We start from the raw sequence: 26,428 nt of genomic DNA, 5'->3' as shown, positions 1-26,428 counted from the left end.
CGAAGAGCGGGTGAGGCGTTGATCGAAGTGGCGCCCCGGGGGAACCGTCACTGCGGCCGGGGATGTCGTCCCCCCGGGTGGAGCATTGTTGTGCGGCGGTGTTGCGGAGGAATGCTCGGTGGAGGAGCGCTCGGTGGAGGAGTGCGTGGCGGAGGGAGCCGGGGTGGAAGCGTCGGGGGCACAGGGGCGGGAGGTCCTGGCGGCGGCCGGGGTGCTGTTTCCGGATGGGCGGGGGCGACTGCTGGTCGTACAGCTTCCGTACGATCGGCGGCATCCGGTGGCGATCCCGGGTGGCGGGTGGGAACCGCAGGACCGGTCGCCGAGGGAGACCGCCGTACGGGAGGTCGAGGAGGAGCTGGGGTTCACCCCCAGGTTGGGGCCACTGGCCTGTGTCGACTGGGCGATGTCGAGCCGCCGGCCACCGATCGTCGCGTACCTGTACTGGGCCGAGCCGCTGACCGCCGAGCAGGCGGCGGCCATCCGGCCGGACGCCGCGGAGATCGGGGCGTGCGCCTGGGCCACGACGGAGGAGGCGGGGCACGCGCTTCCGCCCCGGCTGTCCCGGCGAGTGACGGCCTGTCTGCGGGTGCCGCGCGCGGCCGGCCCGCTGGAGCTGGAGGACAGTCGGCCCGTCGGGCACACGCTCGACCACGTGACGACGGACGGGCCCGTACCCGAGTACATCGGGCTGGCCGCCGTACCGACACCGGACGGCGTGTCCCCTTTCCAACCGGCGCCGCCGATGGACCGGGACACCTACTACGCCACCCGGCCGCGGATCCGGGCGAAGGCGCGGGCACTGTTCACCGACGGTGACGGGCGGGTGCTGCTGGTGCGGTTGCGGCCGTGGGACGGGCCGCGCGGGCAGGTGCCGTACTGGACGCTGCCGGGCGGTGGGGTCGAGGCGGACCGGGAGGGGCCGCGGGCGGCTGCGCGGCGGGAGATCCGCGAGGAGCTGGGGTGGGAGGTCGAGCCCGGTCGGCTGCTGGCGCTGGACTGGCAGCCGGGGACGGAGGCCGACCCCGGTGCGGATCCGGCGACCGGCCGGGACACCGCGGTGCTGGTGTACGTGTTCGACGGCGGCACGGTGACGCAGGAGCTACTCGGCTCGATCGCCCTGCAGGAGCAGGAGTTGATGGAGTGGCGGCTCTGCGACCCGGCCGAGGCGCGGGCGCTGCTGAACGGGCCGTCCTGGGGCCGTACGGCCGCCGCGCTGGCCGCCCGGAAGCGGGTGGGCGGGCCGGTCGAGCTGGTGCGCGGGCAGGCGGTGGGTCAGGACGTGGCCGGTGGGTGACACTGGGGGCGTGCAGAGCGGGATCAGTGAGGTACTGGCCGGTCGGCGGGTGGCGGCGGTGAGCGGCGGCGACCGGCTCGACCTGCGGCTCGACGGACCGGTGACCGTCCGGGTGGCGCACGAGTTCCGCTTCGCGGTGCCGTCCTTCGCCGCGCCGGAGAAGGTCGAGCACTTCTTTCCGGCGCTGGCCTTCCGTCCGACCCCCACCCTGCTGGCGCTGGTCGGCCGGACCGTCGACACCGCCCGGATCACCCTGGCCGGCGGCCTGGAGCTGGGCTTCGCCGAGGGCGGTGCGCTGTCCGTCCCTCCGCACGCCCTGCGCGCGCCGTGGAGCGTGCTGACCGCCGAGGGCGCGGTGTGCGCGGGCCTGCCGGGCGGCGAGGTGCGGTGGACGGAGCCCGGCGGGGCCTGAGCCGCCGCCGGGGCCTCGTCCTGCGCGGTACGGGCTCAGACCTCCAGGTCCGCCTCGATCCTGGTGAGCTGGTGGCGCGCCATCGCCAGGTTGGCGCGCCCCTTGTCCAGCGCGAGGTAGAGGAACAGGCCCTTGCCGGTGCGGCCGGTGAGCGGGCGGATCAGGTGGTACTGGCTGGACAGGGTGATCAGGATGTCCTCGATGCCGTCCTGGAGGCCCAGCATGTCCATGGTGCGCATCTTGGCGCGCACCACGTCGGTGTTCCCGGCGGCGGCGACGTTGAGGTCCAGGCCGCCGGGGCCGTCGAGGGTGGCGAGCGCCATGCCGCTGTTGTAGTCGACGAGGGCGGCGCCGAGGGCGCCTTCGATCGTGGTCATGGCCTGCTTGAGCGCGCCGACTGCGTCGGTCATTTCGTTCAACTCCTGTTGGGCGGTGGGGTGGTGGACTAGCTGGGTTGGGCCGGTTGGCCGGATGGCGCTTTCCGGCGGTCGGTCGGTTCGGTGGTCGGTCGGTCCGGTGGCCGGTCGGTCCGGTGGTCGGTCGGTCCGGTGGTCGAGGTCAGCCCGCGTCGCGCGGGTCCTTGGGCACCAGGGCGTCGTTGAGCAGTCCGGCGATGCGCCGCGCGCAGCGGCGGGCCTCCAGGTGGAGCCGGCCGACGTTGACGTCCGGGTGCGCCAGCAGGGTCAGCACGCAGCTACCACCGGCCGCGTACGTGGCGACGTAGCCGTGCTCTCCGCGTACCAGCGACTCGCGGAACTCGCCCTGGCCGGTGGTGTCGGCGAGCCGTTGGGCCAGCGAGAGCGAGGCCGCCGTCATCGCGGCGAGCCCGGAGGGTTCGGTCCCGTGGGTGTCGTGCGCGACCAGCAGGCCGTCCACACTGGCCACCAGGCCGCCCGCGAGGTGCGGGACGCGCCGCTTGACGGAGCGGAGTTCGGCGAGCAGCTCGGTCTCCAAGGCGATCAGCTGTCTCCTTCCGACACGCTGCTTGAGCGCCCGCCTCATGGCCGGTACGGCGGGGTCGCGGGCGGAGAGTTGCTCAAAGTCGGGCCTCCAGAAGGTCTCGGACCCGGGTCAGCAGCGCGATGTCCGGGTCGGGGACGGTCAGCGGGTGGGCCGCTGCCGTGGCGGGCGGGCGGTCGGGCCGGGTGGGCGCGGCGGCTGCGGCTTCCGGGCGGATGACTGCCACGGCGGCCCCGCGGAGGGTCGCCCCGGGGACCCGGCGGTGCAGGCCCCCGGCTGCTCCGCGCCCTCCCTGCGGGGGGACTTCGGGCTTCGCGGCCGTCGGCGCGGCGTGCCGCGGGGCGTCGGGCCGGGGAGCGCTGGGCCGGGGAGCGTCGGCGCGATGGCCGTCGGCGGGGGGCGCGTCGGGCCGGGGAGCCTCGGGTCGCGGGGCCTCGGGTCGCGGGGCGTCGAGCAGTCCGGCGGCGGCCAGGCGGCGGACGTCCGCCGTCACGCCGAAGCCGGAGCGGCCGAGCAGCCGGGCCAGGTCCGCCGGGGTTCTTCGGCCGTCGGCGTGGTCCAGCAGTTCGCGCCGGCGGCGGCCGGGCGGACGGTGAGAGGGGCGCCGGGTGTGCTCAACCGGGCGGACGGGAGCGGTGTCGGGCTGCGGCCACGGCCAGATCCGGTCGAGGAGTCGACTCCGGCGCTCGACCTCGCGGTGCAGCCGCGCCGGGTCGACCGCCGCCACCTGTCCGAGCCAGTGCCGGGCGTCGGGCTCGAACCGCCAGGTGCCGCCCGCCCGGTCGGCCAGGATGAAGTAGGCGGCGTCGAACAGCGTTCCCAGGTGGCCGAGTTCGAGCTCACCCCGGGTGAGCAGCCCGTGTTCTACCAGCACCTCGCCGACCCGGCCCCGGGGGCCGTGGAGGCGGAGGAGGTCCGCCCAGCCCTCGGGCGTGATCCGGCCGCAGCCGGTGAGCAGGTCGGCCAGGCCGGGTGCGCGCGGGGACTCGGCGGCGGTCACCTGGCCGTCGACCAGGTGGAGGCTGCCGAGCGGGCCGTACAGGGCGCCGGTGGCGCGGCGGGCGGCGAGCAGGACGACCGCCTCGCCCGGGGTCCTCGGCTGGGCGGGTCCGGCCGGCGCGACGGGTCCGGTCGGCATCGTCGGCTCCGTTCGTTCCGTCGCGGTTGGGGCGGTGGCGGGCTTGGCCGAGGAGGCAGAGGCGATGGCGCACCTGGCCGTGAGGGGATTGGCGGTGAGGGGATCGGCGGTGAGGGGATTGGTCATCGGGGGCTTGGTCATGGGGGGCGGGGCCGTGGAGGGCGCGGCGGTCACGCGGGCCACCACCGGGGGGTGTCCGCCCGGCGGGCTGGCCGGAATGCGGTGGTCCGTACGGGCGTCACGCTCACCCCAGCACCAGCTCCTCGGCGAGCGCCTGCAGGCGGAAGCGGGCGACGGCGAGGTTGCCCTCCGCACGGTCCAGCCAGAGGTGCAGTACCAGACGGCTGTCGAAGGCGGTGTCGATGAAGCGGATCAGGTGGTAACTGCGGCCCGCAGTGACGATGATGTCCTCCAGCGGCGACCGCCGATCCTCCGCCACGGTGAAAGTCTGACTCTCAACGGCCGCGCGCACCAGGTCGGTTGCCTCGGCGGCCGAGGTCTCGTGCTCGCCGGTCGGACTGTCTCCGAGGCCACCGAGGGCGAGTCCGCTGCTCCAGTCGACCAGGCTCGCGGCGCGGGCGCCGGCGATCGCCATCGCTCCGGAGAGACATTCGTCGATACCCGGCACACCGGCTCCTTCGCGGGGTCTGGGGTGGCCGGGCGCAGCACGGTTCCGGCCGGATCGCCACCAGCAGTGGCAGGTCGACACGGAAGGCTACTGCCGGTTTCCATATGACGAACATTCCAGTGGCATATTCACACTGGCAGCGGCAAATTTCAGCCAAGATATGACGATGCGTCATACCTGACGGGCAGGAAAAGTCGCTGACCGGTCGGCCGTCGCCGAACGTCGCCCGTCGGCCACCTGGCACGGGACCTTGGCCGGTACCGGGCTGGCCGGCAGGGCTTCGGGCCCGAAAGTGCGATAAGAGGACGCGAGCGATGGAGCATCGACGCCGGGCAGTCGTGCCGGTCGAGGCCAGGGTGGACATGTCGAGTCCGGACGGACACGACGAAGGGGCTCGTTCCGCTGGACGGAACGAGCCCCTTCGGGTGGAGCGCCAGGCCCGGGTTGCACGGACTCTTCCTACTGAAAGTAGGACGTGCTCTGGTAGCACCGCTGACGCCTGTTCGAGAGATCTCCGCCTCGGAAGATCATTTCCTCTCGACGGGAAGAACAGTAGCAGCTCATCACCCCTGGTCAGAAATCGCCGCCGGACGAACGCCACCGCTCCGGCAGGCCCGGCTCACGCGCGGGCCAGCAGCGCCCGGTAGCCGGCGATCAGGGGCGCGGGCCCGCTCACAACCGGCCGACGGTCCCGGCGAGCAGTCGGTAGGAGTCGAGCAGCGCGGTGCGGTCGTAGGTGCTGGTCACGACCAGGAACTCGTCCGCGCCGGTGCGCGCCACCAGGGCGGCGAGCTCGGCGGCGGCCTGCTCCGGGGTGCCCGCGATGTGGCCCTTCAGCGACTGCTCGAACGCGGCCCGCTCGCGCGCGCTCATCGCCCGCGCCAGGGTCTCGGCGGCCGGGGCCAGCGGCGGGAACTCCCCGCGGGTGCGGGAGTACGCACCGGCCCAGGCCTCCGGGACGAGCAGTTCGCGCGCCCGCTCCTCGGTCTCGGCGACCGCGACCGTGCCCGAGACCACCACGTACGGCTCGGCTGCCTGCGCGGAGGGGCGGAACCGGGTGCGGTAGCGGTCGATCGCCGCGAGCATCCGGTCCTCCCCGCGCGCGGCGGCGATGACCAGCGGCAGCCCGGCGTCGGCGGCCAGATCGGCGCCCGCGCCGGTGGCCAGCACGAAGGCCGGGACGTGCAGGCCCTCGGCCGGCCGGGCGTGGACGCCGCGGTGTACCTGCTGCGAGCCGTCGAAGTAGCCGAGCAGCTCGGCCAGCTGGGCGCCGAAGTCGTCCGCGGCGTCCTTCTCCCGCCCGAGCGCCCGCCGGACACCGTCGGTGAAGCCCACCGAACGGCCGAGCCCCATGTCGATCCGCCCGGGGAACAGTGCCGCCAGCACCCCGAACTGTTCGGCCACCACCATGGGTTGATGGTTCGGCAGCATCACCCCGCCGGTGCCGACCCGGATCCGTGTGGTGGCCGCCGCCACCGCCGCGGCGAGCACCGTCGGCGCCGAACCGGCCACCCCGGGCACGCCGTGGTGCTCGGAGACCCAGAACCGGTGGTACCCCAGCCGGTCGATCTCCCGGGCGAAGGCCACCGTGTCCCGCAGCGCCTGCGCCGGTTCCTCGCCCCGTCTGGTGCGGGAGCGGTCGAGGACGGAGAGCCTGATCGGGGGCGTAGCGCTGGTCACGTCGGTGGGCAACACCCGCCCGCCGCGCGGGTATTCCCCGCCGGGCCGAGGCCGCCGCCGCTGGCCCCCGAGACAGGCCGCGAGCCTCAGTCCGTCACCGCGAAGTCCCACGCCGCGCCCAGCCGGTGGAGCGAGTCCCGACCGGGGATCCCGTCCGCGGCCCCCGCCGTGTACCCGCACCGCCGCTGCCAGCCCGCGTACGCGGTGACCGTACTAGTGCCGTAGGAGCCGTCCACCCAGCGCTGTTCGAGCAGCCCCTCGTCCGCCAGCGCCTGCTCGACGATCGCCACCTCGGCCCCGTACGTCAGGTGCCCCTGCTCGGCCCCCGGATCGCTGCGCGCCGCCGCCACCACGTGCGCCAGCGAGACCGTGCGCGGCCCGGGCAGGTAGCCGAGCAGCCGCCGCAGCGAGCCCTCGCCGGGGACGCCGTCCGCCGCCTGCCCCGTGTAGCCCAGGCTCCGCTGGTAGTCCGCGTAGTTCTCGGTGTCCGCGTCCGTCCAGTCCGGCCCGGGCCCGGAGCGGTAGTGGGCGCCGAAACCGTGCCCGACCAGCGCCCGCCCGACCGTGGTCACCTGGTAGCCGTGGGCGCCGTAGCCGTACGCCAGGCCGTTGATGCTGACCTGGTACCGGGCCGGACCGGAGTCCCCCGGCGGCACCGGGGAGCCGGAGCCGCCGGTGAAGGCGGGCCAGGATCCGGGATCGACGTGGTCGTTGAAGGGCACGTGGGCGTGCGCGTACCAGCCGCCGCAGGTCTCCCAGACCCGCTCGTCGCGATGTTCGGAGAAGTCGGTCGGACGACCCATCGGCCACACGTCGGGCACGCCCCAGGAGGATATCCAGGCGTGGATCCGGTCCCAGCCCGCGCACGGGGTGTCGACCAGTCGGGGGTAGACGGTGCCCTGGTAGCGGCAGTACGGGAAGAACACCGCCTCGATCTGGATCACCACCCGCCCGGCGCGGTTGGTGCGGGTCGGGCTCTGGGCCGGGCTGAGCAGGCTCTTCGAGCGGGAGTCGGCCGGGAACAGCTGCGTCGCACGGCCGCTGAACGGGTCCCAGACCAGGTGCGGCGCGTCACCGGCGCCGCTGCCGGTGAAGTACCCGACGAGGTCCTCGTAGCTGCACCAGTCCTGCGGTGCGGCGGCGGTCGCGTTGCGGTCCCAGGTGATGTGCGCGATGGCCTTCGGCGGGTACTGCTGGTCGGTCGGCGCGTGGTCGCCGAGGTCGTGGATCTCGGCACCGGGCAGCCACAGCTCGGGCATGCGGACTCCTCCGAACGGCGTAAGGACGTCATTCGAAGGTATCGGCACGTCCGCGTTCCGGCTTGACCCCGGCGGCGAGACGGCGGGCGACGAACCGCCGGGCTCCGCCCTGGCGTTCGGATCATCGGCAGCAATTCGCCAGCGCGTGCGAGCCACGCGCACTCAAGGGCGCGCATTCCACCCCGCCCGGGTCGTCCTGTCAGTCGCCAACTTCGAAGTTGGTCCAGTCCGCTATGGAGCACCCGACGCACCTGCACCACCACTGCCGCGACGATTCTGACGATCCGACGGAGAACCACCCATGCGAAGAGTCCGCCTCACCCTGCCGACCAACCGCCCCTGCGCCACCATCCTCGCCGCCGTCGCCGCCGTCGCCAAATAGGCCGCCCACGCCGCCGAGCGTGACGGGGCGAGCCAGTGGGACGGCAGGTGGCCGTGGTCCTCCGCCATGTCCGGGGGCGGTTGCAGTTGCGTCTCCGTTCAGCTCGACGGGGGTGTGGAGCGGCCGCCGGTCCGGGATCGTAGGGGCAACGACTCGTGCGGCGGGGGGAGTTGTCATGGGGGACGGCCGGGACCTGGTACCGGGCGTGGTGGGAGCGCTGGTCCGGCTCGCCCAGGGGGTGGCCGGCGGGCCGGGGCAGGCGCTGGCCGAGGTGGTGCGGGCCCGGTTGCGGCTGATGCCGGAGGGGGCGCGGGCCGTGACGGCGCTTGAGGCGAGCCCCCACGATCCGCAGGCTCGGGAGGGACTGACCGCCGCCGTCACCCGACTGCTGGCCACCGACGTGGCCTTCGCCCAGTACGTGGCGACCACGGAACTCGGAAGACCCGCCGACCCGACGACCGTCCACCTGCGGGTGGGACCGGAGGCGGATCCGGCGACCGTCCAGCTGCGAACGGACGCCTCGGGCCCGAGCACGGTCCAGCTCCGGGTCGATCCGGCGGTCGCCCATGCCCAGGCCCTCGCCGCCCGGCGCGGCAACACCGCGATCATCGTCGCGCTGGCCCTGGTCCTGATCGCCGCCCTGGTCGCGCTCGGGATCAACCTCGGTTCGCGCCCGCTTCTGCACCCCAACGGGCCGGATTTCGCCCACGCCGCGCGGACCATCCGCGACCCCGCGCAGGTGCAGGGGGTGCTGCCGGACGTGGCGGCGATGCCGGGCGGCTGGCAGGTGGAGAGCGGGCCGCAGTCCGGGGCCGGTTCCGGGGCCGACGTGCCCTGTCTGCTCCCGGACACCTGCGACCAGCAACTCGCCTACGCCACCGTGACCTTCCGTGCCATACCCGTCCAGTCCGTGCAGTTCACCGTGGTCACCTTCGCCTCCCCCGAGACGGCCGGCCGGGCCTTCGCCACCAGGCTCGCCCTCGTCGACGGCGAGGACGACGCGACTGCGGTGACCATCCCCTCGATCGGCGACCAGAGCGCCGCCCGGGAGCGCGGTTCGTCGATGGCGCAGGCGCTGGTCCGGGTCGGCTCGACGCTGCTGTACGTACGCGACCAGGGCCCTGGTGCGGCCGTCGCGACGCCCGCCCTCACCCTGTTCGCCCGGCTGCTCGCCGAGCGCGCCCAGCAGGCCCAGGACGGCCGCACCCCGAACGCGGCCTTCCACGCCGACGTCACCTGACCGACGACGGAAGCCGCCGCACGGCACCACCACACGCCCCACACGCCCCGCAGACCCCACCGGCCTGCGGGGCGTTCCGTCTGTCTCCGCGCCCGCCACCCGACGCTCGGCCACCCCCGTCCTCCGAATGCATGTATCGCTCTCTTGACTGGCGTCACGAGCGCGCCATACTGGCTCTACTCCCGCTCGCACGATGAGGTGCCCGCCCATGGAGCTCTCCCCCTCAGCACATGTGGACACGTTCAGCCGCGACCATCTCCCACCCTTCGACCAGTGGCCAGAACTCCTTTTCGATATACCGGAGTTGGCCTACCCCGACCGCCTGAACTGCGCGGCCGCCCTGCTCGACGACACGATCGCCCGCCTCGGCCCCGACCGCCGCTGCCTGCTCACCCCCACCGACCGGTGGAGCTACGGCGACCTGCGCGACCACGCCGACCGGATCGCCCGGCTGCTGACCGACGACCTGGGTCTCGTCCCCGGTAACCGGGTGTTACTACGCGGCCCCAACACCCCCTGGCTGGCGGCTTGTTGGCTCGGCGTCCTGAAGGCCGGCGGGGTGGTCGTCACCACCATGCCGCTGCTGCGCGCCACCGAGCTGACCGAGCTGATCCGAGTAGCCCGACCCACCGTCGCCCTGTGTGACCACCGCTTCCTCGCCGAACTCCATCAGGCGAACGCCCCCGACCTGCGCATACTCCCCTTCGGCGGCACCGGCCCCGAGGACCTCACCGTACGCTCCGCCACCCGGCCGAGCGGCTTCACCGCCGTACCGACCGCAGCCGACGACGTCGCGCTGATCGCCTTCACCTCCGGAACCACCGGCCGCCCCAAGGCCACCCTGCACTTCCACCGCGACGTGCTGGCCAACGCCGACACCTTCTCCCACCACCTGCTGCGCCCCACCCCCGACGACCTGTTCGCCGGCACCCCGCCGCTCGGCTTCACCTTCGGCCTCGGCGGCCTGCTGGTGTTCCCGCTACGGGCCGGCGCCGCCAGCCTGCTGCTGGAGCAGGCCACGCCCGACCAGCTCGCCGAGCAGGTGGCCCGCCACGGCGTGACCGTACTGTTCACCGCACCGACCGCCTACCGGACGATCCTGGCCGCCGGGCTGGCCGACCGGCTGGCCGGCGTGCGGCGCTGTGTGTCGGCCGGCGAGCCGCTGCCCGCCGCCGTCTGGGAGGCCTTCCACGAGGCCACCGGACAGCGGCTGATCGACGGTATCGGCGCGACCGAGCTGCTGCACGTGTTCATCTCGGCCGCCGACCAGGACATCCGCCCGGGCTCCACCGGCCGTCCCGTGCCCGGCTACCGGGCGGCGATCCTGGACGAGCACGGCGACCCGGTGCCGGACGGCCAGCCCGGCCTGCTCGCGGTCAAGGGCCCGACCGGCTGCCGCTACCTGGACGACGAGCGCCAGCGCGGCTACGTCCGCAACGGCTGGAACCTCACCGGAGACACCTATGTCCGCGACCGGGACGGCTACTTCTGGTACCAGGCGCGCCACGACGACATGATCGTCTCGGCCGGCTACAACATCGCCGGGCCCGAGGTGGAGCAGGCGCTCGCCGGCCACCCCGCGGTGGCCGACAGCGCCGTGGTCGGCGCGCCGGACGAACGGCGCGGCACGGTGGTCAAGGCGTACGTCGTACTGCGCGAGGGCGTGTCCGCCGGGCCGGAGACGGTCAAGGAGCTCCAGGACCACGTCAAGCGCACCATCGCGCCGTACAAGTACCCGCGCGCCGTGGAGTTCGTCAGCGAGCTGCCGCGCACCCCGACCGGCAAGCTGCTCCGCGCCGAACTCCGTAGGAGGGCCGCCTTGGAACCCGCCAGCGTCACCATCGAGCGCCGGGTCGAGTGGTCCGACACCGACGCAGCCGGGCACTACCACTTCTCGGCCGTCCAGCGCTGGGCCGAGGCCGCGGAGGCGACGCTGCTGCGCCGGCTCGGGCTGGCCGAGCTGTTCGGGCGGATCCCCCGGGTGCACTTCGAGGCGGACTACCGCGAGCGGCTCTGGTTCGGGGACGTGGTCCGCACCGAGCTGCGGGTGCTCCGGGTCGGCGGCTCCTCGCTGCACTACGCCTTCGAGGTGCACGGCCCGCAGGGGCTGGCCGCCAGCGGCCGGATGTCGGTGGTGCACGCCGCCCCGCACACCAAGGGCGCCGAGCCCTGGCCCGCACCGGTGCGCCGGGCACTGGCCGAGGCCGGACCGCAGCAGGCGGAGGTGCTGGCATGACGACCGGGGCCCGCATGACGGCCGGGGCGGACATGACGGCCGCGGCCCGCCGGATCGCGGTGATCGGCGCCGGCCCGGGCGGGCTCTACTTCGCCGCCCTGGCCAAGCAGTTGGCACCGAACCGGGAGATCACCGTGTTCGAACGGGACGCCCGGGAGGACGAGTTCGGCTTCGGCGTGGTCTTCTCCGACGAGACCCTGGACGGCATCGCCCAGGCCGACCCGGCGGTCTTCGCCGCGATCAGCGCCGAGTTCGCCCGCTGGAGCGACATCGACATCCGCTACGCCGGGCAGGTCCGCACCAGCGGCGGCCACGGCTTCGCCGCCCTGGACCGCAACCGCCTGCGCGCCATCCTGCAACAGCGCTGCGCGGAGCTGGCGGTGGACGTGCGCTACCGCACGCCCGCCCCGCCGGTCGAGCAACTGTCAGCCGAATACGACCTGGTGGTGGCCGCCGACGGCATCCACTCGGCCACCCGGGCGGCCCACCCGGACACCTTCCGCACCGAGCTGGACGAGCGGAACTGCCGCTACATCTGGCTCGCCACCGACCAGGTCTTCGAGGCCTTCACCTTCATCGTCGAGGAGTTCGACTTCGGCGTCCTGCAGGTGCACGCCTACCCGTACAGCCCGACCCGCTCCACCTTCATCGTCGAGATCGCCGAGGACGCCTGGCGCCGCGCGGGCTTCGAGGCCTTCGCCGCCCGGGAGTTGACACGCGGCGAGAGTGACGAGGAGAGCGTGAACCGCTGCGCCGAGCTGCTCGCCGGTCACCTGGACGGCCACCGGCTGATCCCCAACGCCTCCCGCTGGATCCGCTTCACCACAGTACGGAACGCCAGTTGGCGCCACCGCAACGTGGTGCTGCTCGGCGACGCCGCGCACTCCGCGCACTTCTCGATCGGCTCGGGCACCAAAATGGCCCTGGAGGACGCCCTCGCCCTGGCCGCCGTGCTGAGTGAACAGCCCACCCTGGACGGCGCCCTGGCCGCCTACGAGGCCGAGCGCCGGCCGGTGGTGGAGTCGACCCAGCGAGCCGCGCAGGCCAGCCTGGAGTGGTTCGAGACCGTCGGGCGCCGCACCGGGCAGGGCATCGACCAGTTCGCCTTCAACCTGCTCACCCGCAGCCGCCGGGTCACCTACGGCAATCTGCGCGCCCGCGACCCCGCCTTCGTGGACGCGGTGGACGCCGCCGTCGGCGGCTCGCCCGGGGTGCCGCCGATGTTCCGGCCGCTGAAGCTCGCCGCGCTGGAGCTGCGCAACCGCGTCGTGGTGCCCCCACTCGCCACCTTCACCTCCCCCGACGCACTGCCCAGCGCCTTCGACCGTGCCCAACTGACCGCCCACGCGCTCGGCGGCGCCGGACTGGTGCTCGCCGGGATGACGGCCGTCAGCCCCGAGGGCCGGGCCACCGACCGCTGCCCCGGGCTGTGGAGCGACCGCCAGGAAGCGGCCTGGACCGAACTCCGCGACGCCGTACGGGCGGTGAGCGACACCCCGGTCGGCCTCCAGCTCACCCACGCCGGCCGCCGGGCCGCGACGACCGCGCCCGGACCGGACGGCATCGGCCGCCCGCTCGCCGAGGGCTGGCCGCTGCTCGCCGCCTCGCCGCTGCCCTGGGACGCCGACAGCCCGACCCCGCACGAGGCCAACGAGATCCAACTCGCGGCCGTCACCGCCGACTTCGCCGCCTCCGCCGAGCGGGCCGCCCGGGCCGGATTCGACGTGCTGGAGCTGCAGTTCGGCCACGGGCACCTGCTCTCCTCCTTCCTCTCCCCGCTCACCAACCACCGCACCGACCACTACGGCGGCCCGCTCGCCCACCGGCTGCGGCTGCCGCTGGAGGTGCTGGCCGCCGCCCGCGCCGCCTGGCCCGCCGGCCGGCCGCTGCTGGTGCGGATCTCGGCCGCCGACTGGGCCCCCGGCGGCACCACCGAGGCCGAGGCGGTGGCGATCTGCCGCGCGCTGGCCGACGCCGGCGCGGACGCCCTGGACGTGTCCACCGGCGAGGTCGTCTCGCACCAACGGCCGCCCTACGGACGCGGCTACCAGACGCCGTTCGCCGAGCTGATCCGCGCCGCCACCGGGCTGCCCACCGTCGCGGTCGGCGCGATCTCCGGGCACGACGACGCCGACTCCGTGCTGCTCGCCGGCCGCGCCGACCTGGTCGCGATCGGCCGGGCCCACCTCCACGACCCGCTCTGGACCCTGCACGCCGCCGCCGACCAGGGCTACACCGGCCCGGGCGCCCGCTGGCCCGAACCCTGGCGGGCGGGCAGCCGCAAACCGCCCGGCCCCGGCGCCGACCGGGTCGCCCCGCGGCTGCACCTGCTGCGCGAGCCCGCCCCGCCCGTCCACCGCCGCTGGCTGCCCGTTCGAGCCGAGGAGTGAGCATGCCGGACCTGCCCCGCTTCACCGCCGCCGCCGTGCAGGCCGCCCCGGTCTACCTGGACCCGGCCGCCACCGTGGACAAGGCCGTCGCCCTGATCCACGAGGCCGCCGACCACGGCGCCGCACTGGTGGTCTTCCCCGAGGTCTTCGTACCCGGCTACCCCTACTGGAACTGGACGATGACCCCGGTGCAGGGCTCACCCTGGTACGAGCGGCTCTACCGCGCCGCCGTGGACGTCCCCGGCCCGTACGTGGACACCCTGCGGGCCGCCGCCCGGCAGGCCGGGGTGGTGCTGGTGATCGGCGTCAACGAGCGCGGCCGGCACAGCCTCGGGGTGCTGTACAACACCCTGCTGATCATCGGCTCCGACGGCGAACTACTCGGCGTGCACCGCAAATTGGTGCCCACCTGGGCCGAGAAGCTGACCTGGACCCAGGGCGACGGCAGCTCGCTGAAGGTCCACCGCACGGCCGTCGGCCCGCTCGGCGCGCTGGCCTGCGGCGAGAACACCAACACCCTGGCCCGCTTCACCCTGCTGGCCCAGGGCGAACTGGTCCACGCGGCAAGCTACATCGCCCTGCCGGTGGCCCCCGAGGACTACGACATGGCCGAGGCGATCGCGCTGCGCGCCGCCGCCCACTGCTTCGAGGGCAAGCTGTTCACCGTGGTCTCCTGCTCCACGATCTCACCCGAGATGGTGGAGCTGATCGCCGGCGAGGACCAGCAGGTCCGCAAGCAGCTCGCCCGCCCGCGCAACGCGCTCTCCGGCATCTTCGGCCCGGACGGCCGGGCGGTCACCGAGCCGCTGGTGGACGAGGAGGGCATCGTCTACGCCGAGATCGACCTCGGCCGCTGCATCCAGCCCAAGCAGATGCACGACATCGTCGGCCACTACAACCGCTTCGACGTGTTCCGGCTGCACGTGGACAACCGCCCGCTGCGGCCCCTGATGCTCCCCGAGGAGGAGGCATGACCAGCGAGAACAGCTACGACGACGACCGGATCGGCCGCGCGAGGGTCAACGACAGTCCCGAACTGCTCGCCTACTACGAGGAGTTGGCCAAGCACGAGGCCGGTGCCCTGTGGACGGTGGCGAACGAGATCGAGCCCTGGTACCCACAGCCCCGGTCCGTCCCGGTGCTCTGGCGCTACGCCGACCTGCGCCCCCTGGTCCGCAAGGCGCTCCCACTGGTGAAGGCCGACGACGCCGGCCGCCGGGTGGTGATGCTGGTCAACCCGGGACGCCGCGAACTCAGCGCCGCCGTCGGTCTGTTGTACACCGGCCTGCAGATCATGGGCCCCGGCGAGGCGATGACCGCGCACCGCCACCAGGCCTCCGCGCTGCGCTTCGTCCACGAGGGCGCCGGTGCCTGGACCATCGTCGACGGGCAGAAGCTCAAGGTCGGCCCGCGCGACTTCGCGATCACTCCCAACAACACCTGGCACGAGCACGGCAACGAGGCCGAGGACAACCCGGTGATCTGGCAGGACGGCCTGGACATCCCGCTGGTCAACACCCTCGACGCCAACTTCTACGAGGTCCACCCCGAGCTCTACCAGCGGCCCGGCCCGGTGGTGAACTCCTCGCTGCTCAGCTACGGCGGCAACCTGCTCCCATACGGCGTCGAGAAGTGGACCCGGCCGTACTCCCCGCTGCTCGGCTGGCCTTGGGATCCCAGCTACCACGCGCTGTGCCAACTCGCCCGCGCCACCGAGGGATCGCCCTACGACGGCGTGGTGATGGAGTACACCAATCCGCTCACCGGCGGCTCGGTGATGCCCACCATGGCCGCCCACCTGCAACTACTGCGCCCCGGCCAGGCCACCCGCGCCCACCGGCACACTGGCTCGGTGGTCTACACCGCGGCCAAGGGACGCGGCGTCTCGGTGATCGCCGGGCAGCGCTTCGAGTGGCAGCAGGGCGACATCTTCGTCGTCCCGTCCTGGGCCTGGCACGAGCACGCGAACCTCGACCAGGGCGAGGACGCCTGCCTGTTCTCCTTCAACGACTTCCCGGTGATGCACTCGCTCGGCCTCTACCGCGAGGAGGCCTACCCGGACCACGACGGACACCAGCCCACCACCGCCTCGTAACACTCGACACGGGAGCCCCGCAACCATGCACCTGCTGACCTACTGCGCCGACGGCGACGACACCCCGCGCCTCGGCGCCCGGATCGGCACCGACCGGGTCGCCGACCTGACCGCCCTCGCCACCGCCGCCGGGGCCCGACTCCCCAGCGACCTGCTCGGCTTGATCCGGGCCGGGGCGCCCGCGCTGGCCACCGCCCGCGAGCTGCTCGCCACAAGCCCGGACACCCGGCCGCTCGCCGAGGTCTCGCTGCGCGCCCCGCTGCGTCCGGGCAAGATCATCGGCATCGGCCTCAACTACGTGGAGCACGTGGCCGAATCTCACCGCAGCCTGGACACCGAGCGCGAACTCCCGGACCGCCCGGTCCTGTTCGGCAAACCCGCCACCGCCGTCACCGGGCCGGGCCAGCCGATCCTGCACAACGCCGACCTCACCAAGCAGCTCGACTGGGAGTGCGAACTCGCGGTGGTGATCGGCGAACCCGCCTACCGGGTGGCCGAACAGGACGCCCTGCGACACGTGTTCGGCTACAGCATCGTCAACGACATCAGCGCCCGCGACCAGCGCCGCTCCGGGCAGTGGTTCTTCTCCAAGGGCCAGGACAGCTACGCGCCGTTCGGCCCGGGCGTGGTCACCGCCGACGAGATCCCCGACCCCCAGCGGCTCGACCTCTCGCTGCGGGTCAACGGCGAGCTGCGGCAGAACTCCAACACCCGGTACATGCTGTTCGGCATCGCCCGGCTGATCGCCGACATCTCCTCCGGCATGACCCTGGAACCGGGCGATGTGATCTCCACCGGCTCCCCCTCGGGGGTGGGCGCCGGGATGGTCCCGCCGCAGTTCCTGCAGCCCGGCGACCTGGTCGAGGCCACCATCGAGCGAATCGGCACACTCGCCAACCCCGTGATCGACGCCCGCTGAGCGCCCGCTGATCGCCCGCAGAAAGGAGCACCCGCTGATGCCGACGTACCGGATCGGCCAGATCGTCCCGAGCTCCAACGTCACCATGGAGACCGAGGTCCCCGCCCTGCTGCGGGCCCGCGAGGCGGTCGCCCCCGAACGGTTCACCTTCCACTCCAGCCGGATGCGGATGACCAGGGTCACCCCCGAGCAACTGCGCGCCATGGACGCCGAGTCCGACCGCTGCGCCGCCGAACTCTCGGACGCCCGGGTCGACGTGATCGGTTACGCCTGCCTGGTCGCGGTGATGGCCACCGGCCCCGGCTACCACCGCGAGGCCGAACAGCGGCTGCACCGGCGCACGGTGGAGAACGGCGCGCCCGCGCCCGTGGTCACCAGCGCCGGCGCCCTGGTGACCGGCCTGCACACGCTCGGCGCCAAGAAGGTCGCCATGGTCACCCCGTACCTGCGGCCGCTGGCCCGTACGGTGGTCGACTACCTCGCCCAGGAGGGCATCGAAGTGCTCGACCACGCCGCCCTGGAGATCGCCGACAACCTCGACGTGGCCGCCCACGACCCGGCCCGGCTGCCCGCGATCGCCAAGGGCCTCGCGCACGCCGAGGCCGACGCCGTGGTGCTCTCCGCCTGCGTGCAGATGCCCTCGCTGTCGGCCGTCGAGGAGGCCGAGCAGCAGCTCGGCAAGCCGGTGGTCTCGGCCTCGATCTGCACCACCCACCAACTCCTGCGCGCCCTCGGCCTGCCCGCCTTCGCCCCCGGCGCCGGGCACCTGCTGTCCGGCGCTTACGCATAGGTGCTCATGCGCAGGCACCCGCACACAGTCTCCTGCGCGCGGACACCAGCACCTGGAACGCGACACCGCCGCTATGATCACCACCAGCCGTCGGGGAGGAGGGCCCAGGCATGTCGGAGAGCGCGCCCCGGCCCAGCTCCCTGATCCACACCATCTACGGCGAGTACGTCCGCCGCCGCGGCGGCTGGATATCGATCGCCGACCTGATCGCGCTGATGGCCGAACTGGACGTCGACGGCCCGGCCGTCCGCTCGGCGATCTCCCGGCTGAAGAAGGCCGGCACCCTGCTCCAGGAACGCCGCACGGGCACCGGCTACCGGCTCGACCCCGCGATGGACCCGGTGTTCGAGGAGGGCGACCGGCGGATCTTCCACAGCCTGGAGCCCGCCGAACTCGCCGACGGCTGGGTGGTGGCGGTCTTCTCGGTGCCCGAGTCCGAACGCGCCCACCGCCACCAGCTGCGATCCCGGCTCAGCTGGCTCGGCTTCGGCAACGCCGCCCCCGGCGTCTGGCTTGCGCCCGCCCGGCTGCTGCCGGACGCCCGCCGCCTGCTGGAGCGCCTCGGGCTGAGCGCCTACGTCCACCTCTTCCTCTCCGCCGAGTACGCCGGCTTCGCCGAACTCCGGACGGCGGTGGCGAGTTGGTGGGACCTCCCGGCGATCGAGGCGCAGTACGCGGCCTTCACCGACGCCTGGCGCCCGGTCGCCGAAGAGCTGCGCGGGCAGGAGCGGACCGACCCGGTAGAGGCGTTTCGGGACTACGTGCCGATGCTCACCGAATGGCGCCGGCTGCCCTACCTCGACCCCGGGCTGCCCGCGCCGCTGCTGCCCGCCGACTGGAACGCCGTCCCGGCCCGCGCCGTGTTCACCGAGTTGCACGGACGGCTCGCCGAGTCCAGTCTGCGGTACGTCGAGAAGGTCACCGGGCTGTCCCGTTCCCAGGAGCCGCCATGTCCGACGGAAAGACCGACCACTCCCCCGCCGACCTGCTGATCCGCGCCGCCGCCGTCCACACCCTCGACCCCGGCCGGGCCCCCGGCGAGCCGCCGCGGCGGGCGGTCGCCGTCACCGGCGGCCGGATCACCGCCCTCGCGCCCGAGCCCGCCGGCCTGGACGCCCTGATCGGTCCCGGCACCGAGGTGGTGGACGCCCCGGACGCGACGGTGCTGCCCGCCTTCGACGACACCCACACCCACCTGATCATGGCGGGCCACAGCGTCCACGGCGTCCCCGTCCACCGCGCCCATGACCTCGCCGAGTTCCTCGACCTGATCCGCGAGCGCGCCGCCCACACCCCCGCCGGGGAGTGGATCCGCACCACGGTCAACTGGCAGGAAGTGCTGCTGGCCGAGCAACGGCTGCCCACCACCGAGGAGTTGGACGGCGCCACCGCCGACCACCCGGTGCTGGTGCGCCGTGGCGCGTACAACATGGTGCTCAACTCGCCCGCGCTGCGACTGGCCGGGATCACCGATGCCACCGAGGCGCCGCCCGGCGGGGTGATCGAGCGCGACGACCGGGGGCGGCCGACCGGCCGGCTGATCAACCGGGCGATCGAGTTGGTCGAGCGGGTGCTGCCGCACCCGACCCTCGCCGAGCGGATCGAGGGCCTGCGCGCGGCCTCCGCCGGCTACGCCGCCACCGGGATCGGCACCGTACGGGACTGCCTGGTGCCGGTGGAGGACCTCGACGTGCTGCACGCGGCCCGCGCCGAGGGCGCGCTCGCCGTGCGGGTCCGGGCGCTGGTCTCCGGCTTCGCCGCCCGCACGCCGGAGCAGGTGGACGCACTGCTGGACCGGATGGACGACTGGCGGGCGACCGGCCGGGACGACGATCAACTCCGCTTGTGGGGCGTCAAGTTCGGCATCGACGGCGGCTTCGAGGCAGGCGCGCTGGAGGAGCCGTACCACGGGCAGCCCTGCTACCACGGGCGGTTGCTCTGGGAGCCCGGGGAACTGCTCGCGGCGGTGGACCGGGCGGTCGGACGCGGCTGGCGGGTCGGCGTGCACGCCTGGGGCGATCGCGGCCTGCGGGTGCTGCTGGACGTCTTCGAGCAGGTGGTGAAGCGCCGTCCAGGCCTGCCACCCGGCACCTTGGTGGTCGAGCACGGCGGGCTGGCCCGGGCCGACCAGCGGGCCCGGGCGATCGCGCTCGGCGTGCCGGTGACCGTGCAGCACCCGCTGCTGCACGACGGCGCGCTCGCCCAGCAGCGGGCCTGGGGCGAGGAGCGCACCGCGGCGCTGTTCCCGCTGCGCGAGTGGCTGGACGAGGGAGCACAGCTCTCGGCCGGCTCGGACTTCCCGGTCGGCCCGTACGGGGCGATGGTGTCGGTGTGGGGCATGACCACCCGCGACACCACGGCCGGGGTGGTCGGCCCGGAGCACGCGATCGAGCGGGGAGAGGCGATCGCGCTGCACACCGTGAACGCCGCCCGACTGACCGCCGAGAGCGCCGAGCGCGGCTGCCTGCGGCCGGGCGCGCTCGCCGATCTGACGCTGTGGCCGCTGGATCCGCTGAGCTGTCCGGTGGACGCGCTGCGCGAGCTGCGGCCCGCCCGCACGGTGGTCGGCGGGCGGACGGTGCACCGGAGTTGACGGGCCGCCGGGCGGCGGCGCTGCGGGTCGGCACTCAGGCCGCGATGAGCTCCCGCAGGTCGACGCCTCGGTGCAGCGCGCGCAGGTCCTCGTGCAGGGTGGACGGCGGGACGACGAGCACGCCGCACGGCGCGTGGTCGAGGCAGTAGCGACCGACCGAGCCGCGCAGCAGCCGGCGCAGCCGTCCGCGCGTCGTGCCGTGTCGGCCGGCACTGATCACCAGCAGGTCGCCCGGCCGGTCGGCCAGCTCGGCGAGCACCTGACCGGCCTCGCCGCGCATGACCAACGGCCGCACCGGTACGCCGATCGGCAGGCCGCCGAAGGCCTGCTCCAGCGCGCGCTCGAGGCGGTCCTCGGCGGCGTCCTGCCAGGCGCGCAGCAGCGGCGGGCAGGGCCGGGCGCGGTAGTTGCGCTCGCCGCCGACCGGGGTCCAGGCGAGCACCGGGACCAGCACGGCCTGCCGGGCCCGGGCCTCCTCGGCCGCCCGGTGCAGGGCGGTGAGACTGTGCAGCGAGCCGCTGACTCCGACGATGACGCGCGCGACGGGCGACATGATCCTTCGCTTTCCGATTCCAGGACTGGTTCCGTGTCTGCGATTATGCTGCCACCACCTCGCTGCAGCCTGCAAATCAAAGGCATTAACTGAATATCGCCTTGCATCAACCGATGGACGGCCCGGCTGCCCCCTCGGCCGGTCGGACCTCCTGCAACAGCCCCCAGGTGAAGTCGGCCGTCCACGCGCGCACCCGCCCGTCCGCGTCCGGCGCCTCGAAGTCCAGCTGGAACCGGGTCGGCGCACTCCCCTCGCGCGGCACGGCCCCCGGAAAGGCTGCGCCCACATCGCCCACCACGCAGCCCCACGGCGCCAGGTCCGCCCGCGTCCGCAGCGCGGGGGCGGATGCTCCGGCCGCCCGGACCAGCCACTCGTTCAGCAGCGGCGCACCGGTCCCCGCCGGGCCGAGCAGGATCTCGAAGCGCAGCTCGGGCCAGAGCGGCAGCGCCCACTGCCGCGCCACACACGCCAGATCCCCGATCCGCCGTGGCAGGCTCACCTCCGCCGGCCCCAGCACCGCGGCGTACCGGGCGGCGCCGCGCGGGAACCGGGGCGCGCGGACCATCGCCTGCCAGCGCTTGTTCGCCTCCCGCATCGAGGCACGCGTGGCACCGAGCCGCCTCACCGCGTCCTCGACCAGTTCGGGGTGGTAGTCGGCCATCCGGCGAAGCAGTACGAGCTGGAACTCGGTGACCCCGAAGCCGTTGATCGCCATGGCCGCAGGCTAGCGGCTGGGCGGAGAGCCCGCCCTGCGGCTTCAGCCGGGCATCAGAGCGGGGCGAGGAGGCGCAGGTCCCGCAGTTGCCGCTGCAGGGTGTCGGCGATGGACTGCACGGCGACAGGGTCGGCACCGAACAGTGAACGGCGATACCAGCTGTTCGAGCAGGTGTTCGATTCAAGGCGTAGGCTGGCCCCATGCACAGCACCGTCCACCTCCAGCCCTCGCTGTTCGACGACGGCGACACCGGGGGCGTCCGCCTCGGCCCGCTCGACGGCCTGCGGCGGCTGGTGCTCGGCGACGGCGCCTGGCTGGACGTGCTGCCCGGCTGGCTGCACGGAGCGGACGAGCTGTTCGAACAGCTGGCCGCGACGGTGCCCTGGCGGGCCGAGCGGCGCGAGATGTACGAGCGGACGGTCGACGTCCCACGACTGCTCGCCTCCTACCCGGCGGAGGCCGAGCCGCCACACCCCGTCCTCGGCGCGGCCCGCACGGCGCTGAGCGGCCACTACGCGCCGGAACTGGGCGAGCCGTTCCGCACCCTCGGGCTCTGCTACTACCGGGACGGCCGGGACAGCGTGGCCTGGCACGGTGACCGGATCGGGCGCGGCGCCCGTGAGGACACCATGGTGGCGATCCTGTCGGTGGGCGAGCCGCGCACGCTGGCGCTGCGGCCACGTGCCGGCGGCGGAGCCGTCGTCCGCCGACCGCTCGGCCACGGCGACCTGGTGGTGATGGGCGGCTCCTGCCAGCGCACCTGGGAGCACGCGATCCCGAAGACGGCCCGCCCGGTGGGCCCGCGGATCAGCATCCAGTTCCGCCCGCGCGGGGTCGCCTGAGGGCCCCGCTTGCCACCCGCCCGCCGGGCGCGGAGGCTGACGAGTGGGCCGATGGCACCAGGAGGGCGGCATGCCGAAGGCGGGCCGGTACCACGAGGGCGTCCCCTGCTGGGTCGTGCTGACGACCCCGGACGTCCGGCGCGCGCAGCGCTTCTACCGCGCGCTGTTCGCCTGGGAGTTCGTCCCGACCGGCCCCGGCGAGGCCGTCGCCACCCGCTGCGGCGCGCAGGTCGCGGCGATCGCCTCCGCACCCGGCGCGGCGTCCGCCGCCTGGAACACGTACCTCGCCTGCGCCGATCTGAGCCGTACCGTCGCGCTGATCCGCGCCGCCGACGGGCGGATCACCCGCGCGCCGTACGATGTGCCCGACCAGGGCCGCGCCGCCCTCGCCGTGGACCCGCTCGGCGCGCCCTTCGGCCTGTGGCAGGGGGACGCCGTCGACGGCGCCGGGCTGGTCAACGAGCCGGGCACGCTCACCTGGAACGAGCACCTCTCCCCCGACCCGGACGCCGCCCGCGCCTTCTACCGCGAGGTCTTCGGCTACGGCTACGACCGCCCGCGCGCGGGACACGCCCTCGCCCGGGTCGCGGGCCTGCCCGCCTGTGGGATCGGCCCGTCCGACCCACCGCGGGCCACCGCCGCCTGGCGCGCCCACTTCGCCACCGCCGACACCGACCGCGCCGCCACCCGGCTCCACACCCTCGGCGGCAGCGTCCTCACCGGTCCCGGGCCCACGCCCTTCGGCCGCTCGGCCCTGGTCCGGGACGACGCCGGCGCGGAGTTCGTCCTGATCGCCGTCCCGTCCGACGACGCCGCGGAGGCCGCCTGAGACGACCGGCACCAAGCACCCCGAGCTGACCCGCCCGGGCCGTGAGCCGACTGTCCGTCACGGCCGTTACGGCGGCCCCACGAGTTACTTCCTGACCGCGTACCTGACCAACCTCGAGGACAACCACACCCTGGCCGGCTGTGCCGATGAGGGCGTGTTCGAAGAGCTGCGCGGGCACTTCGGCGCCGAGGAGAAACGCGGACGGGGCCCGGCACCTGAGTAGGTGCCGGGCCCCGTCCGACCATGGAGCGCCAGGCCCGGGTCGCACGGACTCTCCCTACTGAAAGTAGGACGTGCTCTGGTAGCACCACTGACGCCTGACGAGAGATCGTCTCCCTCGCGACAGGAAGTACAGTACCAGTTTCGTGATCAGGCACCGAATCGGAGGGGAACCCGGCATGACGAGCACTCAACCTGAGGTCGTTCCGTACGCGGACGGACGTCTGCTGGACGTCCACCGCCCGACCGCCGGCGCCGCCGGGCCCGCCCCGGTGGTGCTGCTCTGGCACGGCTCGGGCCCGGACGAGCGCGACGTGATGGCGACGCTCGCCCAGGAGGCCGCCGGGCTCGGCCTGTTGGTGCTCGTCCCGGACTGGCGCTCCGACCGCGAGGACCGCGGCCGCGCCGACCTGCTCTCCTCGCTCGCCTTCGCCCGCCGCAACGCCGCTGCGTACGGCGGGGATCCGGAGCGCTTCGTACTGGCCGGCTGGTCGCTCGGCGGCCGGGAGGCGGTCGCCGTGGCCACCCACCCCGACACCCCCGCCGAGCTGCGTCCCACCGCCGCCGTCGGCATCGCCTCCGCCTACGGCCGCCCGGCCGCCACCACCGGCGACTGCCCGCTCGACCTCCTCGCCGCGAGCCCGTCCCCGGTCCCGATCCGGCTGGTGCACGGCACGACGGACGAGGTGGTTCCGGCGGAGCTCACCCGCCAGTTGCACGCCGTCGTACCGACCGCCGAGTTGCTCGAACTCCCCACCGACCACGCCGGCGTGATCATGACCGCCTACAACCCCGAGGCCGGGCGCTGCCTGCCCGCCACGGACCCCGACACCCTGAACGCCGGTCGCCGGACCGCCGCCGTCCTGGCCCGGGCCGCCGGCCTGCCGTAGCCGAACCGCCGTAGCTGCCCCGTCGCAGCCGGCCGGCACCATCGGCGCCCCCGGGCCTCAGTTCCCCGCCACCAATTCCCTTAGCCCGTACCCGCGTTCCAGCGCCTCCAGGTCCCGCTGGAGCGGCGAGCGCGGCACGGTCAGCACCGGGCAGGTGGCGTGCCGCACGCAATAGGCGGTGACCGACGGCCGGATCAGCCGGGACAGGCGGCCGCGCTCGCGGCCCGCGCCGAGCACCAGCACGTCCCCGGGCCGGTCGGCGCTGCGCACCAGGGCGTGGCCGGTGTCCCCGCGGACGGCCTGGCAGCGCAGCCGGGCGCCGGCGTGGCAACCGGCGAAGGCCTCGTCGAGCGCCTGCCGCAGTCGCGCGACGGCGGCGTCGCGGCCGGCGTTGAGCACCGGCGGGCAGACGGAGCGGCGGTATCCGAGCTCGTCGCCGGGCGGGGTCCAGCACAGCACCGCGAGCACCTCGACGTCCGTGCGCCGGGCCTCGGCGACCGCGTGGTGGAGGGCGGCGAGGCTGCCGAGTGAGCCGCTGACGCCGACCACGATCCGGCCCTCGTCCGCTCCCGTGTCCGCCATGGTCGCCCCTGCCTCTCCGTCCGCGTCACCGAACCGACCCGCGCCACCCCAGCAAAACCGCCCTCGCCCCGCCGGCCCCGCCCGTTGACACGGCCCTGACGCCGCACCCGACGTTCCGTACGCGTCCCTGATGCGCCGGGGGCCGGTCAGGCCTCCGGCGCCTCCGCCTCCCACAGGTCGGCGAACATCCGGTCCAGGTACTCCTCGCCGATCGGCGGGACCGGCAGCGGGTGGGTGGCCTGCGCGCGGAAGCCGTCCAGCAGCAGGGCGAGGAAGCGGCGCCAGAGGTCGGGGCGCAGCTCGGTGGCGGCGGGCAGGGCGCGGCAGAGCGGGCCGAGCAGGAAGAGCAGGTCCATGGTGACCACGTCGCGCCGCATGGTGCCCTGCTCCTGGGCGCGGGTGATCAGGGCGCCGACGGTGGCGGCGTGTCTGCGGCTGATCTCGATCATTCCGGGGATGGTCGGGATGGCCTGGGTGACCAGGTCGTTGATGCCCCGGTCGGCGGCGACGAGCTCGAAGATCCGCCCGAAGTAGCGTTCCAGGCCGGTCCAGGCGTCCTCGGTGGCGAGCGCCTCCTCCCCCGCCGAGGCCAGGCCGGCCCCGGCGTCCGCGAAGACCTCGGCGATCAGTGCCTCGCGGGTCGGGAAGTGCCGGTAGAGGGTGGCGTTGCCGACGCCGGCCTCCTTGGCGATCTGGTCCAGGGGGACGTCGAGGCCGTGTCGGGAGAACATCTCGCGGGCGGCGGCGAGCAGCAGGTCCCGGTTGCGCTGCGCGTCGCGCCGGAGCCGTCCCGGGGGGTTCGCGCTGCTCGGTGCCATGCCCCGACCCTAGCAACCGCGCGGCTGCCCGGTGTTCAGCGGCTCGTCACCGGCGCCCGCAACTACCCTACGGGGAAACGGAGAAGCCTCGCCCGAGGCGGCTGGAGAGTACGGGGGGAAAGATGGCCACAGTGGTGGAGTTGCGGTACTACCCGGTGAAGGGCTGCGCCGGGGTGGTGGCGGAACAGGCGGAGCTGACCCGGGCCGGACTGGCCCACGACCGCTCGTTCATGGTGGTGGACGCGGAGGGCGTGTTCCGTTCCCAGCGGCGGGACCGGCTACTGGCGACCGTCCACCCGACCGTCCTCGGGGGAGACCGGCTGGCTCTCGCCGCGCCCGGGGTGGAGCCGGTGGAGTTCGCCGTCGACACCGAGGGCCCGCGCCGCGAGGTGCGGATGTTCGGCACGCCGTACCCGGCCGTCGACCAGGGCGAGGAGGCCGCCGGGTGGCTCTCCGAGGTGCTGGGCGCGCGCAGCCGGCTGGTCCGGGTGCCGCCGGAGCACGACCGGGTGACCGACGGACTGACCCCGGGGACGTCCGGGTTCGCGGACAGCTCCGCCGTGCACCTGCTGTCGCGGTCGTCCCTGGACGACTTCAACGCGCGCTCGGACGGGGCTCCACTGCCGGTGGACCGGTTCCGCCCGAACCTGGTGGTGGACGGCTGGCCGGAGCCGCACACCGAGGACCTGCTCCGCCGGTTCACCGTCGGCGGCGCGGAGTTGGGCTACACGAAGCTGGCGATCCGCTGCGCGGTGACGCTGGTGGACCAGTCGACCGGCGCCAAGGCCGGCCCGGAGCCGCTGCGCACGCTGGCCCGCTACCGCCGCGCGGCGGCCGGCGGGGTGGCGTTCGGCAGCAAGTTCGCGGTGGTGCGGCCGGGCACGCTGCGGGTCGGGGACGAGCTGGCGGTGAGCGCCTGGGGGCCGTCCGAGCTGTAGGGCCGTTCCCGGTACGCCCGTGGCCC

25 protein-coding genes and 1 pseudogene are annotated in these 26,428 nt (G+C 74.0%); 16 read left to right on the top strand and 10 right to left on the bottom strand.

Annotation, left to right across the window (positions count from 1 at the left end):
- The first annotated feature begins 118 nt into the window (after positions 1-118).
- On the top strand, positions 119-1,294 hold the full coding sequence (locus tag ACZ3UD_RS12600; protein ID WP_465585610.1) for an NUDIX hydrolase: 1,176 nt from the start codon (positions 119-121) through the stop codon (positions 1,292-1,294).
- Positions 1,287-1,706 (top strand): DUF6188 family protein, encoded by a 420-nt coding sequence (locus ACZ3UD_RS12595; RefSeq protein ID WP_465585608.1) that lies wholly within the window; start codon positions 1,287-1,289, stop codon positions 1,704-1,706. The genes ACZ3UD_RS12600 and ACZ3UD_RS12595 overlap by 8 nt, the downstream gene beginning before the upstream one ends.
- A 35-nt stretch (positions 1,707-1,741) precedes the next feature.
- On the opposite strand, the gene ACZ3UD_RS12590 is transcribed toward ACZ3UD_RS12595, so the two are convergent.
- From ACZ3UD_RS12590 to ACZ3UD_RS12565, 6 genes are all read right to left on the bottom strand, one after another.
- A complete protein-coding gene (locus ACZ3UD_RS12590) occupies positions 1,742-2,116 on the bottom strand; it encodes a hypothetical protein (RefSeq protein ID WP_465585607.1) in 375 nt (124 codons plus the stop codon).
- Between the two features lie 148 nt (positions 2,117-2,264).
- On the bottom strand, positions 2,265-2,660 hold the full coding sequence (locus ACZ3UD_RS12585) for a roadblock/LC7 domain-containing protein (protein ID WP_465585606.1): 396 nt from the start codon (positions 2,658-2,660) through the stop codon (positions 2,265-2,267).
- Positions 2,661-2,742: 82 nt separating this feature from the next.
- A complete protein-coding gene (locus tag ACZ3UD_RS12580) occupies positions 2,743-3,804 on the bottom strand; it encodes a DNA polymerase III subunit gamma/tau domain-containing protein (RefSeq protein WP_465585604.1) in 1,062 nt (353 codons plus the stop codon).
- Between the two features lie 244 nt (positions 3,805-4,048).
- Positions 4,049-4,432, bottom strand: coding sequence for a hypothetical protein (locus tag ACZ3UD_RS12575; protein WP_465585603.1), 384 nt, complete (start codon positions 4,430-4,432; stop codon positions 4,049-4,051).
- A gap of 672 nt (positions 4,433-5,104) precedes the next feature.
- Positions 5,105-6,112, bottom strand: a complete 1,008-nt coding sequence (locus ACZ3UD_RS12570) for an MsnO8 family LLM class oxidoreductase (RefSeq protein ID WP_465585601.1) — start codon at positions 6,110-6,112, stop codon at positions 5,105-5,107.
- Between the two features lie 86 nt (positions 6,113-6,198).
- Positions 6,199-7,371 (bottom strand): peptidoglycan-binding protein, encoded by a 1,173-nt coding sequence (locus tag ACZ3UD_RS12565; protein ID WP_465585600.1) that lies wholly within the window; start codon positions 7,369-7,371, stop codon positions 6,199-6,201.
- Between the two features lie 557 nt (positions 7,372-7,928).
- On the opposite strand from ACZ3UD_RS12565, the gene ACZ3UD_RS12560 reads away from it, so the two are divergent.
- The 10 genes and pseudogenes from ACZ3UD_RS12560 to ACZ3UD_RS12515 all read left to right on the top strand — a co-directional run bounded on the left by ACZ3UD_RS12560 (position 7,929) and on the right by ACZ3UD_RS12515 (position 20,016).
- Entirely contained in the window at positions 7,929-8,993 is a 1,065-nt protein-coding gene (locus tag ACZ3UD_RS12560) for a hypothetical protein (protein WP_465585599.1), read from the top strand.
- 208 nt (positions 8,994-9,201) lie between these two features.
- Positions 9,202-10,812: pseudogene (locus ACZ3UD_RS12555) on the top strand (AMP-binding protein); the annotation flags it as partial.
- A complete protein-coding gene (locus ACZ3UD_RS12550; RefSeq protein ID WP_465585861.1) occupies positions 10,813-11,229 on the top strand; it encodes an acyl-CoA thioesterase in 417 nt (138 codons plus the stop codon).
- Positions 11,226-13,619 carry an oxidoreductase gene (locus ACZ3UD_RS12545; protein WP_465585597.1) on the top strand — a complete coding sequence of 798 codons (2,394 nt, stop codon included), beginning with the start codon at positions 11,226-11,228 and terminating at the stop codon, positions 13,617-13,619. Before ACZ3UD_RS12550 ends, ACZ3UD_RS12545 begins: the two co-directional genes overlap by 4 nt.
- Before the next feature lie 2 nt (positions 13,620-13,621).
- Complete coding sequence (locus tag ACZ3UD_RS12540) at positions 13,622-14,593, top strand: carbon-nitrogen hydrolase family protein (protein ID WP_465585595.1); 972 nt, start codon at positions 13,622-13,624, stop codon at positions 14,591-14,593.
- Positions 14,590-15,714 (top strand): cupin domain-containing protein, encoded by a 1,125-nt coding sequence (locus ACZ3UD_RS12535; RefSeq protein ID WP_465585593.1) that lies wholly within the window; start codon positions 14,590-14,592, stop codon positions 15,712-15,714. Before ACZ3UD_RS12540 ends, ACZ3UD_RS12535 begins: the two co-directional genes overlap by 4 nt.
- A 25-nt stretch (positions 15,715-15,739) precedes the next feature.
- On the top strand, positions 15,740-16,633 hold the full coding sequence (locus ACZ3UD_RS12530) for a fumarylacetoacetate hydrolase family protein (RefSeq protein ID WP_465585592.1): 894 nt from the start codon (positions 15,740-15,742) through the stop codon (positions 16,631-16,633).
- A 37-nt stretch (positions 16,634-16,670) separates the two neighbouring features.
- Positions 16,671-17,423 (top strand): maleate cis-trans isomerase family protein, encoded by a 753-nt coding sequence (locus ACZ3UD_RS12525; RefSeq protein ID WP_465585590.1) that lies wholly within the window; start codon positions 16,671-16,673, stop codon positions 17,421-17,423.
- Positions 17,424-17,533: 110 nt separating this feature from the next.
- Entirely contained in the window at positions 17,534-18,415 is an 882-nt protein-coding gene (locus tag ACZ3UD_RS12520) for a PaaX family transcriptional regulator (protein ID WP_465585588.1), read from the top strand.
- Positions 18,373-20,016, top strand: coding sequence for an amidohydrolase (locus tag ACZ3UD_RS12515; protein ID WP_465585587.1), 1,644 nt, complete (start codon positions 18,373-18,375; stop codon positions 20,014-20,016). Before ACZ3UD_RS12520 ends, ACZ3UD_RS12515 begins: the two co-directional genes overlap by 43 nt.
- Before the next feature lie 34 nt (positions 20,017-20,050).
- Here ACZ3UD_RS12515 and ACZ3UD_RS12510 read toward each other — a convergent pair whose 3' ends face one another.
- Both ACZ3UD_RS12510 and ACZ3UD_RS12505 read right to left on the bottom strand, forming a co-directional pair.
- Positions 20,051-20,569, bottom strand: a complete 519-nt coding sequence (locus tag ACZ3UD_RS12510; RefSeq protein ID WP_465585586.1) for a universal stress protein — start codon at positions 20,567-20,569, stop codon at positions 20,051-20,053.
- A gap of 106 nt (positions 20,570-20,675) precedes the next feature.
- The gene (locus ACZ3UD_RS12505) at positions 20,676-21,284 is read right to left on the bottom strand and encodes a hypothetical protein (RefSeq protein ID WP_465585584.1); all 609 of its coding nucleotides are present in this window, start codon (positions 21,282-21,284) and stop codon (positions 20,676-20,678) included.
- Between the two features lie 200 nt (positions 21,285-21,484).
- Between ACZ3UD_RS12505 and ACZ3UD_RS12500 the strand changes: the two genes are divergently transcribed.
- From ACZ3UD_RS12500 to ACZ3UD_RS12490, 3 genes are all read left to right on the top strand, one after another.
- Positions 21,485-22,126, top strand: coding sequence for an alpha-ketoglutarate-dependent dioxygenase AlkB (locus tag ACZ3UD_RS12500; RefSeq protein ID WP_465585583.1), 642 nt, complete (start codon positions 21,485-21,487; stop codon positions 22,124-22,126).
- A gap of 70 nt (positions 22,127-22,196) precedes the next feature.
- The gene (locus ACZ3UD_RS12495) at positions 22,197-22,955 is read left to right on the top strand and encodes a VOC family protein (protein ID WP_465585582.1); all 759 of its coding nucleotides are present in this window, start codon (positions 22,197-22,199) and stop codon (positions 22,953-22,955) included.
- 398 nt (positions 22,956-23,353) lie between these two features.
- On the top strand, positions 23,354-24,064 hold the full coding sequence (locus ACZ3UD_RS12490) for an alpha/beta hydrolase family protein (protein ID WP_465585581.1): 711 nt from the start codon (positions 23,354-23,356) through the stop codon (positions 24,062-24,064).
- A gap of 57 nt (positions 24,065-24,121) precedes the next feature.
- On the opposite strand, the gene ACZ3UD_RS12485 is transcribed toward ACZ3UD_RS12490, so the two are convergent.
- Together ACZ3UD_RS12485 and ACZ3UD_RS12480 are read right to left on the bottom strand one after the other, a co-directional pair.
- Positions 24,122-24,646: a universal stress protein gene (locus ACZ3UD_RS12485; RefSeq protein WP_465585579.1), complete on the bottom strand. Its 525-nt coding sequence runs from the start codon at positions 24,644-24,646 to the stop codon at positions 24,122-24,124.
- Between the two features lie 146 nt (positions 24,647-24,792).
- On the bottom strand, positions 24,793-25,464 hold the full coding sequence (locus ACZ3UD_RS12480; protein ID WP_465585577.1) for a TetR/AcrR family transcriptional regulator: 672 nt from the start codon (positions 25,462-25,464) through the stop codon (positions 24,793-24,795).
- 122 nt (positions 25,465-25,586) lie between these two features.
- On the opposite strand from ACZ3UD_RS12480, the gene ACZ3UD_RS12475 reads away from it, so the two are divergent.
- Positions 25,587-26,402: an MOSC domain-containing protein gene (locus ACZ3UD_RS12475; RefSeq protein ID WP_465585576.1), complete on the top strand. Its 816-nt coding sequence runs from the start codon at positions 25,587-25,589 to the stop codon at positions 26,400-26,402.
- Positions 26,403-26,428: the final 26 nt, after the last annotated feature.

This window comes from Kitasatospora sp. NPDC023118 (genome assembly GCF_055560875.1).
The sequence above is the reverse complement of the archived record's forward strand: the minus strand, read 5'-3'. Positions and strand labels throughout refer to the sequence as shown.

Excerpts from the sequence above, each read along its gene's own strand:
- ACZ3UD_RS12590 (WP_465585607.1), bottom strand. The coding sequence starts at position 2,116 with ATGACCGACGCAGTCGGCGCGCTCAAGCAGGCCATGACCACGATCGAA.
- ACZ3UD_RS12580 (WP_465585604.1), bottom strand. The coding sequence starts at position 3,804 with ATGCCGACCGGACCCGTCGCGCCGGCCGGACCCGCCCAGCCGAGGACC.
- ACZ3UD_RS12565 (WP_465585600.1), bottom strand. The coding sequence starts at position 7,371 with ATGCCCGAGCTGTGGCTGCCCGGTGCCGAGATCCACGACCTCGGCGAC.
- ACZ3UD_RS12560 (WP_465585599.1), top strand. The coding sequence starts at position 7,929 with ATGGGGGACGGCCGGGACCTGGTACCGGGCGTGGTGGGAGCGCTGGTC.
- ACZ3UD_RS12545 (WP_465585597.1), top strand. The coding sequence starts at position 11,226 with ATGACGACCGGGGCCCGCATGACGGCCGGGGCGGACATGACGGCCGCG.
- ACZ3UD_RS12540 (WP_465585595.1), top strand. The coding sequence starts at position 13,622 with ATGCCGGACCTGCCCCGCTTCACCGCCGCCGCCGTGCAGGCCGCCCCG.
- ACZ3UD_RS12535 (WP_465585593.1), top strand. The coding sequence starts at position 14,590 with ATGACCAGCGAGAACAGCTACGACGACGACCGGATCGGCCGCGCGAGG.
- ACZ3UD_RS12530 (WP_465585592.1), top strand. The coding sequence starts at position 15,740 with ATGCACCTGCTGACCTACTGCGCCGACGGCGACGACACCCCGCGCCTC.
- ACZ3UD_RS12525 (WP_465585590.1), top strand. The coding sequence starts at position 16,671 with ATGCCGACGTACCGGATCGGCCAGATCGTCCCGAGCTCCAACGTCACC.
- ACZ3UD_RS12520 (WP_465585588.1), top strand. The coding sequence starts at position 17,534 with ATGTCGGAGAGCGCGCCCCGGCCCAGCTCCCTGATCCACACCATCTAC.
- ACZ3UD_RS12515 (WP_465585587.1), top strand. The coding sequence starts at position 18,373 with ATGTCCGACGGAAAGACCGACCACTCCCCCGCCGACCTGCTGATCCGC.
- ACZ3UD_RS12510 (WP_465585586.1), bottom strand. The coding sequence starts at position 20,569 with ATGTCGCCCGTCGCGCGCGTCATCGTCGGAGTCAGCGGCTCGCTGCAC.
- ACZ3UD_RS12505 (WP_465585584.1), bottom strand. The coding sequence starts at position 21,284 with ATGGCGATCAACGGCTTCGGGGTCACCGAGTTCCAGCTCGTACTGCTT.
- ACZ3UD_RS12500 (WP_465585583.1), top strand. The coding sequence starts at position 21,485 with ATGCACAGCACCGTCCACCTCCAGCCCTCGCTGTTCGACGACGGCGAC.
- ACZ3UD_RS12495 (WP_465585582.1), top strand. The coding sequence starts at position 22,197 with ATGCCGAAGGCGGGCCGGTACCACGAGGGCGTCCCCTGCTGGGTCGTG.
- ACZ3UD_RS12490 (WP_465585581.1), top strand. The coding sequence starts at position 23,354 with ATGACGAGCACTCAACCTGAGGTCGTTCCGTACGCGGACGGACGTCTG.
- ACZ3UD_RS12485 (WP_465585579.1), bottom strand. The coding sequence starts at position 24,646 with ATGGCGGACACGGGAGCGGACGAGGGCCGGATCGTGGTCGGCGTCAGC.
- ACZ3UD_RS12480 (WP_465585577.1), bottom strand. The coding sequence starts at position 25,464 with ATGGCACCGAGCAGCGCGAACCCCCCGGGACGGCTCCGGCGCGACGCG.
- ACZ3UD_RS12475 (WP_465585576.1), top strand. The coding sequence starts at position 25,587 with ATGGCCACAGTGGTGGAGTTGCGGTACTACCCGGTGAAGGGCTGCGCC.